Source organism: Methylobacterium sp. 17Sr1-1, assembly GCF_003173775.1.
GTDB lineage: Bacteria > Pseudomonadota > Alphaproteobacteria > Rhizobiales > Beijerinckiaceae > Methylobacterium.
This window is the reverse complement of record NZ_CP029552.1, coordinates 2,636,289-2,649,948: the sequence shown is the minus strand read 5'-3', so window position 1 is coordinate 2,649,948 and position 13,660 is coordinate 2,636,289. Positions and strand designations below refer to the sequence as shown.

The following is a 13,660-nucleotide window of genomic DNA, read 5'->3' as shown; positions in this document are numbered from 1 at the left end:
GCCCGCGTGCTCCGCTTCCTCCTGACCCGTGCGTCCCTGGTGATCCCGACCTTCCTCGGGATCACCCTGGTGGCGTTCTTCCTGATCCGCCTGGTCCCCGGCGACCCGATCGAGACGATGGCGGGGGAGCGGGGCATCGACCCGGCGCGGCACGCGGCGCTCCGCGCCGAGTACGGCTTCGACAAGCCCCTGCTCGCGCAATACGGCATCTACCTCGAGCGCCTCGCCCACGGCGATCTCGGCCGCTCGATCAGCACCAAGGAGCCGGTGATCGCCGAATTCGCGAGCCTGTTTCCGGCGACGATCGAGCTCGGGGTCTGTGCGATCCTGTTCGCGCTCCTCGTCGGCCTGCCGGCCGGCATCCTGGCGGCGCTCAAGCGCAACTCGGTCTTCGACCACGGGGTGATGGGGCTGTCGCTCACCGGCTACTCGATGCCGATCTTCTGGTGGGGCCTGCTCCTGATCCTGCTGTTCTCGGTGCAGCTCGGCTGGACGCCGGTCTCGGGCCGCATCGACGTGCAGTACTTCATCGAGCCGGTGACCGGGTTCCTGCTGATCGACACGCTGCTGTCGGACGAGTCCGGCGCCTTCCGGTCGGCCCTCTCTCACCTGATCCTGCCGGCGGTGGTGCTCGGCACGGTGCCGCTCGCGGTCATCGCCCGCATGACCCGCTCGGCGATGCTGGAGGTGCTCGGCGAGGATTATATGCGCACCGCCCGCGCCAAGGGCCTGCCGGCCTGGCGCATCGTCGGGCTGCACGCTTTGCGCAACGCCCTGATCCCGGTCGTCACGGTGATCGGCCTCCAGGTCGGCGTGCTGTTCACCGGTGCGATCCTCACCGAGACGATCTTTTCCTGGCCCGGTATCGGCAAGTGGCTGATCGAGGCGATCGGCCGGCGCGACTATCCCGTCCTCCAGGGCGGCATCCTCTTGATCGGCGCGGTGGTGATGGCGGTGAACCTCCTCGTCGACCTCGCCTACGGCCTCGTGAACCCCCGCATCCGGCACGCCCGATGAGCGCCGAACAGCCATGAGCGCCGAACTTCTCGACACCCCCGCCGCGTCCGCGGCCCCCGCCGGCCCGCCGCACCCGCTCGCCGAGTTCTGGACGAGCTTTCGCGCCAATACGGGCGCGGTGATCGGCCTCGCGCTGATCGTGCTGGTGCTGCTGATGGCGGTCTTCGCTGACGTCGTCGCCCCGCACCCGCCGAACCTCACCGACAACGCCGCCTTCCTCAAACCCCCGTTCTGGCAGGAGGGCGGCTCGCTCACCTATCCGCTCGGCACCGATGCGATCGGCCGCGACATCCTCTCGCGCCTGATCCACGGCGCCCGGCTGTCCCTGTCGATCGGCATCGCGGTCGTGACGGTGTCGATCCTCGTCGGCACGATGCTCGGGCTGGTCGCGGGCTTCGTCGGCGGCGCCACCGGCATCGTCATCATGCGGGTGATGGACATCATCCTGACCCTGCCGTCGCTGCTGCTCGCCATCGTCATCGTGGCGATCCTCGGCCCCGGGCTGATGAACGCGATGCTGGCGGTCGCGGTCGTGGTGCTGCCGCACTACGTCCGCATCGCCCGCGCGGCGGTGATCGCCGAGAAATCGAAGGACTACGTCACGGCGGCCCGGGTCAGCGGGGCGGGGCCCTGGCGCCTCATGCTCGGCGAGGTGCTGCCGAACTGCGCCGCCCCGTTGATCGTCCAGGCCTCGCTCGGCGTCTCGACCGCGATCCTGGATGCCGCGGCCCTCGGCTTCCTGGGCTTGGGCGCCCAGCCGCCCTCGCCGGAATGGGGAACGATGCTGGCCGACGCCCGCGAGTTCGTGCTGCGGGCCTGGTGGGTGGTGACCTTCCCGGGGCTGATCATCCTGATCACCGTGCTCGCCTTCAACCTCGTCGGGGACGGTCTTCGCGATGCCCTCGACCCCAAGCTGAAGCGGTGAGGGCCCCTATGCCGCTCCTCGACATCCAGAACCTCTCCGTCGAGTTCCCGTCCGCCGGCGGGACTTTGCGCGCCGTCGACGGCGTCAGCCTGACCCTCGAGGAGGGGGAGGTGCTCGGCGTCGTCGGCGAATCGGGCTCGGGCAAGAGCGTGACCATGATGGCGCTGATGGGCCTCGTCGCCTATCCGGGCCGGGTCCGGGCCGACCGCCTCGCCTTCGACGGCCGCGACCTCCTCGCCATGCCGACCCGCGAGCGCCGCCGCCTCACCGGCCGCGACGTGGCGATGATCTTCCAGGAGCCGACCACCAGCCTCAATCCCTGCTTCACGATCGGCTTCCAGATCACCGAGTCCTTGCGCCAGCATCTCGGCCTCGACCGCAAGGCGGCGAAGCGCCGGGCGATCGAGCTCCTGGAGCAGGTCGGCATCCCGGCGGCCGAGAGCCGGCTCGCGGCCTATCCGCACCAGCTCTCCGGCGGCATGAACCAGCGGGTGATGATCGCCATGGCGATCGCCTGCAACCCGCGCCTCCTCATCGCCGACGAGCCGACGACGGCACTCGACGTCACCATCCAGGCCCAGATCCTCGACCTCCTGCTCTCGCTCCAGCGCGAGCGCGGCATGGCGCTGGTGCTGATCACCCACAACATGGGCGTCGTCGCCGAGACCGCCGACCGGATGATGGTGATGTATGCCGGCCAGGTGATGGAGGAGCAACGCGCCGACGCGCTGTTCGCGAACCCCCAGCACCCCTACACCGCAGCCCTGCTCGCGGCGCTGCCGGAACGCAGCGCGGGCGGGCGGCTCGCCACGATTCCGGGCGTGGTGCCGGGCCTCTACGACCGGCCGCGCGGCTGCCTGTTCGCGCCGCGCTGCACCTACGCCACCGATCATTCCCGCGAGGAGCGGCCCGCCCTGCGGTCCTGGCAGGACGGCTTCGTGCGCTGCCACTACCCGTTGGGCGATCCCTCCCGCGACGTCCGCATCCGCCAGGACCACCCCGTCGGCGCGAGCGCCGATAGCGCCGCCACCGCCGAGGCGACCCCGTGAGCGCCCCCGTCGTCGTCGCCGGCGATCTCCGCCAGACCTACGAGATCCGCCGCGGCCTGTTCCGTGCGCCGGCCCGGCTCCAGGCGGTCGGCGGCATCTCGTTCGCGATCGAGCCCGGCCGGACGCTCGCCGTGGTCGGCGAATCCGGCTGCGGCAAGTCGACCCTCGCCCGCATGGTGACGCTGATCGAGCCGCCGTCGGACGGCGACCTCACCCTCGACGGGATCGACGCCGTCGACCCGCCGGCCGCGGAGCGCCGCCGCCTGCGCCGCACGGTGCAGCTGGTGTTCCAGAACCCCTACGGCTCGCTCAACCCGCGCAAGCGCATCGGGGCGATCCTGGAGCAGCCGCTCGCGATCAATACCGGCCTGTCGGGCCCCGAGCGCCGCGAGCGGGTGCGCGCGATGATGGCCAAGGTGGGCCTGCGCCCGGAGCACGACGCGCGCTACCCCCACATGTTCTCCGGCGGCCAGCGCCAGCGCATCGCCATCGCCCGCGCGCTGATGCTGTCGCCCAAGCTCGTCGTCGCCGACGAGCCGGTCTCGGCCCTCGACGTGTCGATCCAGGCCCAGGTGCTGAACCTGCTCGCCGACCTGCAACAGGAACTCGGCCTCGCCTACCTGTTCATCTCCCACGACCTCGGCGTGGTGGGCCACATCGCCCACGACGTGCTGGTGATGTATCTCGGCCTCGCCATGGAGCAGGGCCCGAAGGACGCGATCTTCGCCCGGCCCCTCCACCCCTACACCCAGGCCCTGATGGCGGCCACGCCCGGCGTCGGCCCGCGCACCCGCGCGCGGATCGTGCTGCGGGGCGAGTTGCCCTCGCCGCTCAACCCGCCGCAGGGCTGCGTGTTCTCGACCCGCTGCCCCCACGCCACCGAGCGCTGCCGGCAGGAGCGGCCGCAGCCGCGGCCGCTCGCGGGCCGGGCGGTGGCCTGCCACTACGCCGAGGCCTTCCTGGAGGGGGCGCCGGGGGAGGGGCGGGTGGTCGCGGCGGGGTAGGGCAGGCCGGACGGCGCGAGCCACGAACATCGCCGATATTCCGCTTGACGCTCGATGAGGGCGGCGACAATGTCGCAGAGCATGATCAGGAACTCGACCCGCTGTGCCCGACGCCGACGCCGCTGCCTCCCAGCGGTGGCCCTTCCGGCTGCGCGTCGATCGGTGTCCCTCCGTATGGTGACGGCCTCTTAAGCGGTCCCATCCACCGGAGCGGCGCTCGAGCCGCGGTCCTGAAACAGCCCCCGCAGCCCCCGGCTCCGGGGGTTTTTCTTTGCCCGCACCCCAGAGCGGCCCCACTCCCGAGAGGACATCCCCATGAGCATTCGCGTCGGCATCGTCGGCATCAGCGGTTTCGGCGGCGGCGAGGCGTTGCGCCTGATCGCGGGCCATCCGGACTTCGAACTCGTCTACGCCGCGGGCGAGGGCAGCGCCGGCAGCCGCCTGGCCGACCGCTTCCCCGGCGTGCCGGCGCGGCTCGCCGACCTCGTGATCGAGAAGTGGGATCCCGCAGCCCTGCCGCCGCTCGACGTGCTGTTCGCCTCGCTGCCCACCGGCACCTCCGCCGAAGCGCTGGCGCGCGTGCCGGCGAGCGTGAAGATCGTCGATACCGGCGGCGACCACCGCTACGTCGAGGGCTGGACCTACGGCCTCGCCGATATCTGGCCGGAGCGGATCGCGGGGCGGACCCGCGTCGCCAATCCCGGCTGCTTCCCGGCCGCGACGCTGACCGCGCTGGCGCCGCTCCTGGCGGACGGGCTGATCGCGCCCGGCCACATCGTGGTCGATGCCAAGACCGGCATCTCCGGGGCCGGCCGGGGCGGCGGCGACAGCCGGTTCGGCTACGCCGAGACCAACGAGAACCTGATCCCCTACGGCCTGCTCAAGCACACCCACATGCCCGAGATCGCCGCCACGATCGAGCGGATGAGCGGCGGCAGCGCGGCCGGGTTGGTCTTCACGCCGCACCTCGTGCCGATGACCCGCGGCATCCTCGTCACGATCTACTGCCGCGGCCGCGCCACCACCGAGCAGTGCCTGGACGCGGCCCGACGCTTCTACGCGGGCCGGGCCTTCGTCCGCGTCACCGACAGGCCGCCCCAGACCAAGTGGGCGACCGGCTCGAACCTCGCCTTCGTCGGTTACGCCGCCGATCCGGAGCGCGACCTGGTGATCGCGATGGGCGTCGTCGACAATCTCGGCAAGGGGGCCGCCGGACAGGCGGTGCAGAACGCCAACCTGATCTGCGGCCTCACGGAGACCGCCGGGCTCGAGGGCGCCCCCGTCTGGCCGTGAGGCCGGCCACGGCGCCCGGCCGTCGATTCCATGGCAAGACAGGTCATGGCAAGACAGGTCATGGCAAGACAGGTCATGGCAAGACGATCCCGCCATGCTACGGGACAGGGCGCCGCAGGCGGATGGCGCCGCATCAGGAACAGAACGTCCGTGAGAGCCGTCCCGCGTCAGTCCGCCGAGCGCTCCGGGTCCCCGGTCCCGGGGCGGGCCTGGCGGGATGCCGGCTGGACCGCCGCGATCGTGCTGCCCTGCGCGCTCGCCGCGATCCTGACCACCCGGCTGCTCGGGCCGCTGGCGCTGTTCTGGCCGGCGAACGCGGTCCTGCTCGGGATGCTGCTGCGTCATCCGGAGCGCGCCTCGGCCGCCGGCTGGCTCGGCGCCCTGGTCGCCTTCCTGGCGGCAGACCGGATCGCCGGCACCGGCTGGGGGCCGACCCTGTGGCTCAACCTCGCCAACATGACCGGCGTCGCGGCGGGCTACCTCGTGGCGACCCGCCTCCTGCCGGCCGGCGCGCTCCGCCTCGACCAGCCGCGCGCCATGCTGTCGATGCTGCTCGTCTGCCTCGCCGGCGCCGCGGCCGAGGCGCTGGTCGGCGGCGCGGCCGGCCCTGTGCTGTTCGGGCGCGGCCTCGTCCCCAGCCTGCTCGACTGGTTCAACGGCCAGCTCGCGATCGACATCCTCCTGCTGCCGCTCTTCCTCGCCGCGCCCCGGTCGCGGCCGCTCGACGGCCTCGTCGCGCGCCTGCGGGCGCCGTCCCGCTGGCACCCGCACGACGTCCTGCCGGTGGCCGCCCTTGCCGTGTCCCTGGCCGTGGCCATCGTGCTCGGGGGGCCGGGGGTGCTGGCCCTGCCGGTCCCGGCGCTGATCTGGTGCGCGCTGCGCTACCCGGTCTTCCCGACGCTGGTGCTGACGGCGCTCATGAGCACCGCCCAGCTCTTCGCCATCCTGCTCGGCCTCCTGCGGCTGCCGGACATCGACCTCTTCTACCTCGACGCCCTCCTGTCGGCGCGCCTCGGCATCGCGCTGGTGGCGCTTGGGCCGATGGCGGTGGCGATCGTCGACGGGGCGCGCAACGACCTGCTGCACCGGCTCGACCACCTGGCCCGCCACGACCACCTGACGGGGGCGCTGCGGCGCGGCGCCTTCCTCGACCGGGCCGGCGGGCTGCTGGCGGAACTCGCCGCGGCGGAGGAGCCGGCGGCGGTGCTGATGATCGACGTCGACCACTTCAAGCAGGTCAACGACCGGTTCGGCCATGCCGGGGGCGACCGGGTGCTGGCGGCGGTCGCCGCCGCGCTCCAGGCCGAGCTGCCCCGCGACGCGCTCCTGGGGCGCCTCGGCGGCGAGGAATTCGCCGTGCTGCTGCCCGGCGCCGGGCCGGCGCAGGCCGGAGCCGTGGCGGAGCGGCTGCGGCGACGGGTGGCGGCCCTGCCTCTGCCGGATGCGACCGAGGCGGGCGGACCGCCCCCGGCCGGGGTGACTGCGAGCTTCGGCCTCGCGACCTGCGACGCCGGCCGGCCGCAGGGGCTGGAGCGGCTGCTGGCGCGGGCCGACGCCGCGCTCTACGCCGCCAAGGCGGCCGGGCGGAACCGGGTCGAGGCGGCCGGGGCGCTCGTGGCGGATCCCGGCTCCGGGCGTTCGTCGGGCTGACCGCTCGGAAATACCCAAGCTCACGGCCTGTTCAACCCCGGGGGGCTTCGCTCCGGCGCCGCGCGCGCTACCATGAGGGGATCGGGAGGCCTGCGACGGGATCCGTGACAGAGCACGTTGCGACGGCCCGGCCGCGGGCCTTCACCAGAGACCGCCTGACCAGGGCCTTGCCGCTCGCCCGCGCGCTGACCTTCCGGGCGGGGCTCAGGGTCGCGCGCCTGCGCCACTGGCTCGCCGGCCGGCTGCCGCCCCGGGTCCGCGGGCGGCTGGCCGGGAACGTGCGGGCCGCCGAGCTCGCCGGGCTCGCCTTCGCGTTCCGGGCCCGGGCGGTCGCCATCGTGGTCGTGTCGCTGTGGCTCCTGGTTCTCGTGCCCTGGCCGCGCGACCTCTACTACCTCGCCGTCGCCGGCCTGTTCTTCCTCCTCGGCTACGTGCCGTACCGCCTGCGGCACCACGCCCGGGCGGGGACGATCAAGCTCGCCTTCACGGTGCTCGACATCGCGCTCATGGCCGCGGCGATCATCGTGCCGCCGCCGGCCGGGCTCGGGGTCGACTGGCCGATCCAGACCCGGCTGCGCACCCCGGAATTCCTCTATCTGCTGCTGCTGCTCGGCGAGGCGGCGCTGACCTACTGGCCGGTGGCGGTGCTCTGGACCGGGACCTGGATCGCCGCGATCTGGTCGCTCGGCGTCTGGCTGGTCTACAGCCGCGCCGACACGGTGCGCTTCTCCGACGTCGCCCGCGACGGGCGCCTGAGCGCGCAGGCCTCCCTGAAGGTCTTCCTCGACCCGGCCTATGTCGGCCTGACCCCCCTCTGGACGCAGGTCATCGTCACCGGCCTGTTCACGCTGCTGCTGGCCATCGCGGTGTGGCGGAGCCGGGGCACGATGCTGGCGCAGGTGCGCGCCGAGGTGGTGCGGGCCGATCTCGCGCGCTACGTCTCGCCCGACGTCGCCGACGCGCTGGCGGCCCGGGCCCATGCGGGCTTCGGCGCGCCGCAGACCCGGGTGGTGGCCGTGCTGTTCGCCGACGTCGTCGGCTTCACCGGCCTGAGCGAGGGGATGGCGCCGGAGCGCGCCTTCGCGCTCCTGCGCGGCTTTCGCGAGCGCAGCTGCAAGGTGGTCTTCCGCCACGCCGGCACCCTCGACAAGTTCCTCGGCGACGGCTTCATGGCGACCTTCGGCGGCCTCGACGGCCGCGGCGACGGCGCCGCCCGGGCGATGGCCTGCGCGGTCGCCCTCCAGGACGAGATCGACGCCTGGAACGCCAAGCGCGAGGCCCGCGGCGCCGCGCCGGTGCGGGTCGCGATCGGGGTGCATTGCGGCCCGGTGGTGATCGGCAATATCGGCGCCGACCAGCGGGTCGAGTTCACGGTGATCGGCGACGTCGTCAACGTCGCGAGCCGCCTGCAGGCGGCCACCCGCGAGGTCGGCGGCCGCATCCTCGCCTCCGATTGCTGCCTCGCGGTCGCCGGGCCGGAGGTGGCGGGCCGCTTCACCCGCACGCTGCCCCTGACCCTGCGCGGCCGCCTCCAGCCGATCGTGGTGCACGTGGCGGAGTGACGCCGCGGGCGTGCCTATCCGCGCTGCAGGATCTCGATGCGCACGCCGTCCGGTCCCTCGAAGAAGGCAATCCGCAGGCCCGGCTTCACGTCGGTGATCCCTGAGACCAGCGGGATGCCGCGGGCGGCGAGATCCGCCACCGTCGCCTCGATGTCCTCGACGCGCAGCCCGATATGCTCGATGCCGCGATGCGGCGGCACGGCGGCGGGCCCGGTGCCCTCCGGCGCCTGCTCGATGAACATCCTCATCCCGCCGAGATCGAGGATGATCCGGCTCGGGCTCTCCCCGCCCTCGCGCCCGGTCTCCCGCGCCTCCAGCACCTCGACGTAGAACCGGGCCGCCGCCACCGCGTCCCGGCTGCGCAGGTGGAGATGGTCGTACACGTAGCCCATGCGGGTCTCCCTCGTGGCGCTCCGCGCCTCGTCCCGGCGCGCAGGGTACGTCGCCCGGGCGCCGCACGATAGGCGTTCTTCCACCCCTTGCCCCCCTTCGGACCCCGGTTGACGCATCGCCGCCGCCCGCCCTACAGAAAGGGCACCGGGGACGCAGGCTCCCGCGGCCGGAAGGGTGGCCGAGTGGTTTAAGGCAGCGGTCTTGAAAACCGCCGTGGGGGCGACTCCACCGTGGGTTCGAATCCCACCCCTTCCGCCACTTTGTTTTTCGATTTTACCCGCTAAATCAAATACTTATCGCTTATCCTCGGCACGTGACCCAGCGCCAGGGTACGATTTTGCCCAACGCGACGTCCGACATCGCCGCCGGCCGATGCCCGAGTTTCTGACGCGACGCCAGGGCTTCTGGCACTTCGTCCGGCGCCGGCCGGAGACGTTCGCCGCCCTCGACCGGCGCGGCATCGTCAAGCGCACGACCTACAGCCGGATCGCCGACGACCCGCGGCGCCTGCGCGCCGCACGTGCCGCAGCGCAGATGAACGGCGAGCCCGAGGCCTTATACCAACGGTCGTTGAAAACGACCTTTGGCTCCGTTCTCGAATGCTCGCCAAGCCTTTGGCTTGGCATCGAAAATGCGAGATGGGTCAACGGCCTCGTCGATCTCGGGCAGGCTCGAGATCGACGTTGATGCGTCAGCATCTTAGGCCGCTGGTATGATTGGCAGGGCCTCGCCGGCGGCCAGAGCGCGGAGGCGACGGCGCGCGGAGAGGCCGCATGCCAGCGCGCCCGGCAGCTCGGATTCGGTTCCATGCCGGCCGCGGCGGTAGCGGCGTAGCCGCTCGGCGAGGTCCTGGCGCGGATCGCGACCGATCCGTCGCGCGAGAGCCGGCAGGAGATCGCCCGCCGCTCCGGCGCTGGGTCGTCGGCGGACAGGTCCTCCTGCTTCGGGGATGTTTTCAGAACGAGCCTTTACACGCTGGCGGCCTGCGCCACCCAATGCCCGGGAGCGATCTCCTCCAACGGTCCGGCATCCGGGATGGCGACGGGCGGCGCCTCGCGCACCGCCCGCAGGCGGGCCCGCTCGGCCGCCGGGTCGGGCACCGGCACCGCGCCGAGCAGCGCCCGCGTGTAGGGATGTCGCGGATCCTCGTAGAGGGTGTCGCTGTCGGCGAGTTCGACGAGCCGCCCGCGCCGCAGCACCGCGACCCGGTGGCAGAGGTAGCGCACCATCCGCAGGTCGTGGGAGATGAAGAGGGTGGACAGGCCCAGCTCCTGCTGCAGGTCCTGCAGCAGGTTGACCACCTGGGCCTGGATCGAGACGTCGAGGGCGGCGATCGGCTCGTCGGCGACGATGAAGCTGGGTTTCAGCGCGATCGCCCGGGCGATGCAGAGCCGCTGGCGCTGCCCGCCGGAGAATTGATGCGGGTAGCGCCCGGCGAAGCGCGGATCGAGCCCGACTCGTTGAAACAGGCCGGCCACCGCGTCGCGGCGCTCCGCGCCTCCCATGTCCGGCCTGTGCAGTCGGAACGGCTCGGCGACGTAGGCGCCGGCGCTCATCCGCGGGTTGAGGGCGGCGTAGGGGTCCTGGAAAATCATCTGGATGCGCCGGCGCATCCGCCGCATCTCCCGGGCCGGCAGGGTCCCCAAGTCGGTGCCCTCGAAGGCGATGGTCCCGGAGGTCGGCGGGTTCAGCATCGTCACCGCCCGACCGATCGTCGACTTGCCCGAGCCCGATTCGCCGACGAGGCCGAGCGTCTCGCCGGGCGCGATGTCGAAGCTCACGTCCTCGACCGCGCGGAAGACGGACGCCTTCCCGCCCCACCAGTGGCGCAGCGGGTAGTGCTTGCGGAGATTGCGCACCGCGAGCAGCGGCTCGGGCTTCACCGGTCTCATCGCCCGGCCCCTTGCGCCAGCAGCGCCGGCAGGTCGTACCAGGCGGCGGCCAGGTGGCCCGGCACGCTGCCTCGAACCTGCGCCAGCGGCGGCGCCTCCGCCCGGCAGCGCGGCGTGGCGTAGGGGTTGCGTGGCGCGAAGGGATCGCCTGGCGGCGGATGACGCATGTCGGGCGGGCTGCCCTCGATCTGGCGCAGGCGCTCGCGCCCGGCCCGGCCGCGGCTCAGATCCGGCAGCGAGCGCAGGAGCCCCAGCGTGTAGGCGCTGCGCGGATCGGAGAAGACCGCGTCGACCGGCCCACGCTCGACGATGCGGCCGGCATACATCACCTGCACGGTGTCGGCGATGCCCGCGACCACGCCGAGATCGTGGGTGATCCAGACGATCGCCATCCCGATCTCGCGCTTGAGTTCCTGCACCAGGGCGACGATCTCGGCCTGCACGGTGACATCGAGGGCGGTCGTGGCCTCGTCGGCGATCAGGAGCTTGGGCCGGCAGGCGAGCCCGATCGCGATCATCACCCGCTGGCGCTGGCCGCCGGAGAACTCGTGCGGGTAGTGGTCGAGGCGACGCGCCGCATCGGGGATGCGCACGAGGTCGAGGAGGTCGCGGGCCCGCGCCCTGGCCTCGCGGGCGCCGAGGCCGAGATGCAGGCGCAACGGCTCGGCGATCTGCGCCCCCACATTCATCGCCGGATTGAGCGAGCTCATCGGGTCCTGGAACACCATGCCGATCTCGGCCCCGCGCACCCGGCGCAACTGCCGCTCCGGCATCGCCAGCAGATCGCGGCCGGCGAAGAAGACCTGCCCGCCGGTGATCCGGCCGGGCGGGCGCGGGACCAGCCCGAGCATGGCCAGCACGTGGACGCTCTTGCCCGAGCCCGACTCGCCGACGATTCCCAGGGTCTCGCCCTCGCGCAACGGGTAACTCACACCGTTGACGGCATGGACGGTGCCGCCGTCGGTGTCGAAGGCGACCGCGAGGTCGCGCACATCCAGCAGGGGAGGGGCGGTACTCATCGGCGCTCGCGCGGGTCGAGGGCGTCGCGCAACCCGTCGCCGACGAGGTTGAAGGCGAGCACTGCGAGGAAGATCGACACTCCGGGCCAGATCGCCATCCAGGGCGCCTGGTCGAGGAAGTTCTTGGCGGTGTTGAGCATCGAGCCCCAGGACGGTTCGGGCGGCTGCTGGCCGAGGCCGAGGAAGGACAGGCTCGCCTCGGCGATGATCGCCGCCGCGATCGTGAGGGTGGCCTGGACGAGGATCGCCGGCACGATGTTGGGCAGGATGTGGTGGAGCGCGATGCGCCAGGGCGGGTTGCCGACGGCACGCGCCGCCTCGACGAAGTCCTCCGCCGCCACGGCCTGCACCTGCGCCCGGGTGAGACGCACGAAGATCGAGGTCGCCGAGAGCCCGATCGCCACCATGGCGTTGGTGAGGCTGGGGCCGAGAAAGGCAGCCAGCGCAATGGCGAGGATCAGGAACGGGATGGCCAGCAGCGCGTCCGTCAGGCGCATGATCGCCCCGTCGATGACGCCGCCGGCATAGCCCGCCAGCATGCCGAGCGGCAGGCCGAGTGCCACCGCCAGCGCCACCGAGGTCAGCCCCGCCCCGAGCGAGGCCCGCGTGCCGTAGACGATGCGCGCGAGCACGTCGCGCCCGACCTCGTCGGTGCCGAAGAGGTGGGTGAGGTCGGGCGCCGCCCGCACCGCCCCCCAGTCGGTGGCGGTCGGATCGAACGGCGCGATCCACTCGGCGCCGAGCGCCAGGACGCCGAGGAGCACCACGACGACGAGACCGGCGAGCGCCCCGCGCCGGCGGCTGAACCGGTGCCAGAAGGCGCGAAGGGCCCCCGGCTCCGGCGGAAGCACGGCGACCGGGGGAGCCGCCACCTCGGCGGCCGTGGAGAGACCGGCTTCGCTCATGCGCGCCGGAGCTTCGGATTGACCAGCGCCGAGGCGAGATCGGCCGCGAGGTTGAGCAGGATGTAGGTGGTGGCGGTGCAGATCACGACGCCCTGCACGGTCGCGAAGTCGCGGTTGAACACGGCATCCACCATCAGTTTGCCGAAGCCGGGAACGGAGAATACCTGCTCGGTCAGCACCGCACCGGAGAGGAGCTGGCCGAATTCGAGGGCGCCGAGGGTGATGATCGGGATCGCGGCGTTGGGCAACGCGTGGCGCAGGACCACCCGGGCGGTCGGCACGCCCTTGGCCCGCGCGGTGCGGACGTAGTCGGATTGCAGCACGCCGAGCATCGCCGCCCGCGTGTGGCGCATCATCACCGCCGCGATGGCGTTGCCGAGCACGAAGGCCGGCATCGCCATCGAGCGGAGATTGTCGCTGAGGCTCTCGCCCGGCGGCACGTAGCCGGAGGCCGGCAGCCAGCCGAGCTGCACGGAGAACAGCAGGATCATCAGGATGCCGAGCCAGAAATTCGGCACCGACAGGCCCCACAGCGCGACCCCGTTGGCGAGGCCGTCGATCCAGGTCCCGGGCCGGACCGCCGAGAGGATCCCCATCGGCACGCCGATGACGAGCGCCACCAGCATCGCCAGGCAGGCGAGTTCGAGCGTCACCGGCAGCTTCTCGCGGATCAGCTCGATCACCGGCTTCTGCAGCCGGATCGACTCGCCGAGATCCCCGTGCAGGACGCCGCCGGCCCAGTAGGCGTATCGGACCGGCAGAGGCCGATCGAGGTGGTACTTGGCGCGGATGAAGGCGATCACCTCCGGGTCGCGCTCCTCGCCCGACAGCGCGGTGGCGGTGTCGCCCGGCAGGAGCTGCTGCAGGGCGAAGATGATCATCGAGGCGATGATCAGGGTCGGAACCGCCAGCGCCAGGCGCCGGGCCAGAAATTTCACCATTCAACGACTC

General features: G+C 72.3%; 13 protein-coding genes and 1 tRNA gene. 9 read left to right on the top strand and 5 right to left on the bottom strand.

The genetic code is table 11. From position 1 onward, the window contains the following. The first annotated feature begins 6 nt into the window (after window positions 1-6). From DK412_RS11975 to DK412_RS11945, 7 genes are all read left to right on the top strand, one after another. Window positions 7-1,017: an ABC transporter permease subunit gene (locus tag DK412_RS11975; protein ID WP_109972126.1), complete on the top strand. Its 1,011-nt coding sequence runs from the start codon at window positions 7-9 to the stop codon at window positions 1,015-1,017. 13 nt (window positions 1,018-1,030) lie between these two features. Further along, the gene (locus DK412_RS11970; protein ID WP_109972125.1) at window positions 1,031-1,942 is read left to right on the top strand and encodes an ABC transporter permease subunit; all 912 of its coding nucleotides are present in this window, start codon (window positions 1,031-1,033) and stop codon (window positions 1,940-1,942) included. Between the two features lie 8 nt (window positions 1,943-1,950). Continuing rightward, window positions 1,951-2,991: an ABC transporter ATP-binding protein gene (locus DK412_RS11965; protein WP_109972124.1), complete on the top strand. Its 1,041-nt coding sequence runs from the start codon at window positions 1,951-1,953 to the stop codon at window positions 2,989-2,991. Beyond that, entirely contained in the window at window positions 2,988-3,995 is a 1,008-nt protein-coding gene (locus tag DK412_RS11960) for a peptide ABC transporter ATP-binding protein (RefSeq protein WP_109972123.1), read from the top strand. Before DK412_RS11965 ends, DK412_RS11960 begins: the two co-directional genes overlap by 4 nt. A gap of 315 nt (window positions 3,996-4,310) precedes the next feature. Then, entirely contained in the window at window positions 4,311-5,288 is a 978-nt protein-coding gene (gene argC / locus DK412_RS11955; RefSeq protein ID WP_109972122.1) for an N-acetyl-gamma-glutamyl-phosphate reductase, read from the top strand. Between the two features lie 150 nt (window positions 5,289-5,438). Next, complete coding sequence (locus tag DK412_RS11950; RefSeq protein WP_109972121.1) at window positions 5,439-6,938, top strand: GGDEF domain-containing protein; 1,500 nt, start codon at window positions 5,439-5,441, stop codon at window positions 6,936-6,938. Between the two features lie 104 nt (window positions 6,939-7,042). Beyond that, window positions 7,043-8,500 carry an adenylate/guanylate cyclase domain-containing protein gene (locus tag DK412_RS11945; protein WP_245447604.1) on the top strand — a complete coding sequence of 486 codons (1,458 nt, stop codon included), beginning with the start codon at window positions 7,043-7,045 and terminating at the stop codon, window positions 8,498-8,500. 14 nt (window positions 8,501-8,514) lie between these two features. Here DK412_RS11945 and DK412_RS11940 read toward each other — a convergent pair whose 3' ends face one another. Continuing rightward, on the bottom strand, window positions 8,515-8,892 hold the full coding sequence (locus DK412_RS11940) for a VOC family protein (protein ID WP_109972120.1): 378 nt from the start codon (window positions 8,890-8,892) through the stop codon (window positions 8,515-8,517). A gap of 169 nt (window positions 8,893-9,061) precedes the next feature. Between DK412_RS11940 and DK412_RS11935 the strand changes: the two genes are divergently transcribed. Both DK412_RS11935 and DK412_RS30185 read left to right on the top strand, forming a co-directional pair. After that, a tRNA-Ser gene (locus DK412_RS11935) sits at window positions 9,062-9,151 on the top strand. Window positions 9,152-9,265: 114 nt separating this feature from the next. Beyond that, the gene (locus DK412_RS30185; protein ID WP_162596187.1) at window positions 9,266-9,580 is read left to right on the top strand and encodes a hypothetical protein; all 315 of its coding nucleotides are present in this window, start codon (window positions 9,266-9,268) and stop codon (window positions 9,578-9,580) included. Between the two features lie 281 nt (window positions 9,581-9,861). Here the strand turns inward: DK412_RS30185 and DK412_RS11925 are convergent, their stop codons facing one another. From DK412_RS11925 to DK412_RS11910, 4 genes are read right to left on the bottom strand one after another with little or no spacing between them, the layout of a single operon-like run. Then, a complete protein-coding gene (locus DK412_RS11925) occupies window positions 9,862-10,785 on the bottom strand; it encodes an ATP-binding cassette domain-containing protein (RefSeq protein WP_109972118.1) in 924 nt (307 codons plus the stop codon). Continuing rightward, window positions 10,782-11,804, bottom strand: coding sequence for an ABC transporter ATP-binding protein (locus DK412_RS11920; RefSeq protein WP_109972117.1), 1,023 nt, complete (start codon window positions 11,802-11,804; stop codon window positions 10,782-10,784). The genes DK412_RS11925 and DK412_RS11920 overlap by 4 nt, the downstream gene beginning before the upstream one ends. Beyond that, window positions 11,801-12,709 (bottom strand): ABC transporter permease, encoded by a 909-nt coding sequence (locus DK412_RS11915; RefSeq protein WP_109972116.1) that lies wholly within the window; start codon window positions 12,707-12,709, stop codon window positions 11,801-11,803. The genes DK412_RS11920 and DK412_RS11915 overlap by 4 nt, the downstream gene beginning before the upstream one ends. After that, window positions 12,706-13,650 (bottom strand): ABC transporter permease, encoded by a 945-nt coding sequence (locus DK412_RS11910; protein ID WP_109972115.1) that lies wholly within the window; start codon window positions 13,648-13,650, stop codon window positions 12,706-12,708. The genes DK412_RS11915 and DK412_RS11910 overlap by 4 nt, the downstream gene beginning before the upstream one ends. Between the last annotated feature and the right edge of the window lie 10 nt (window positions 13,651-13,660).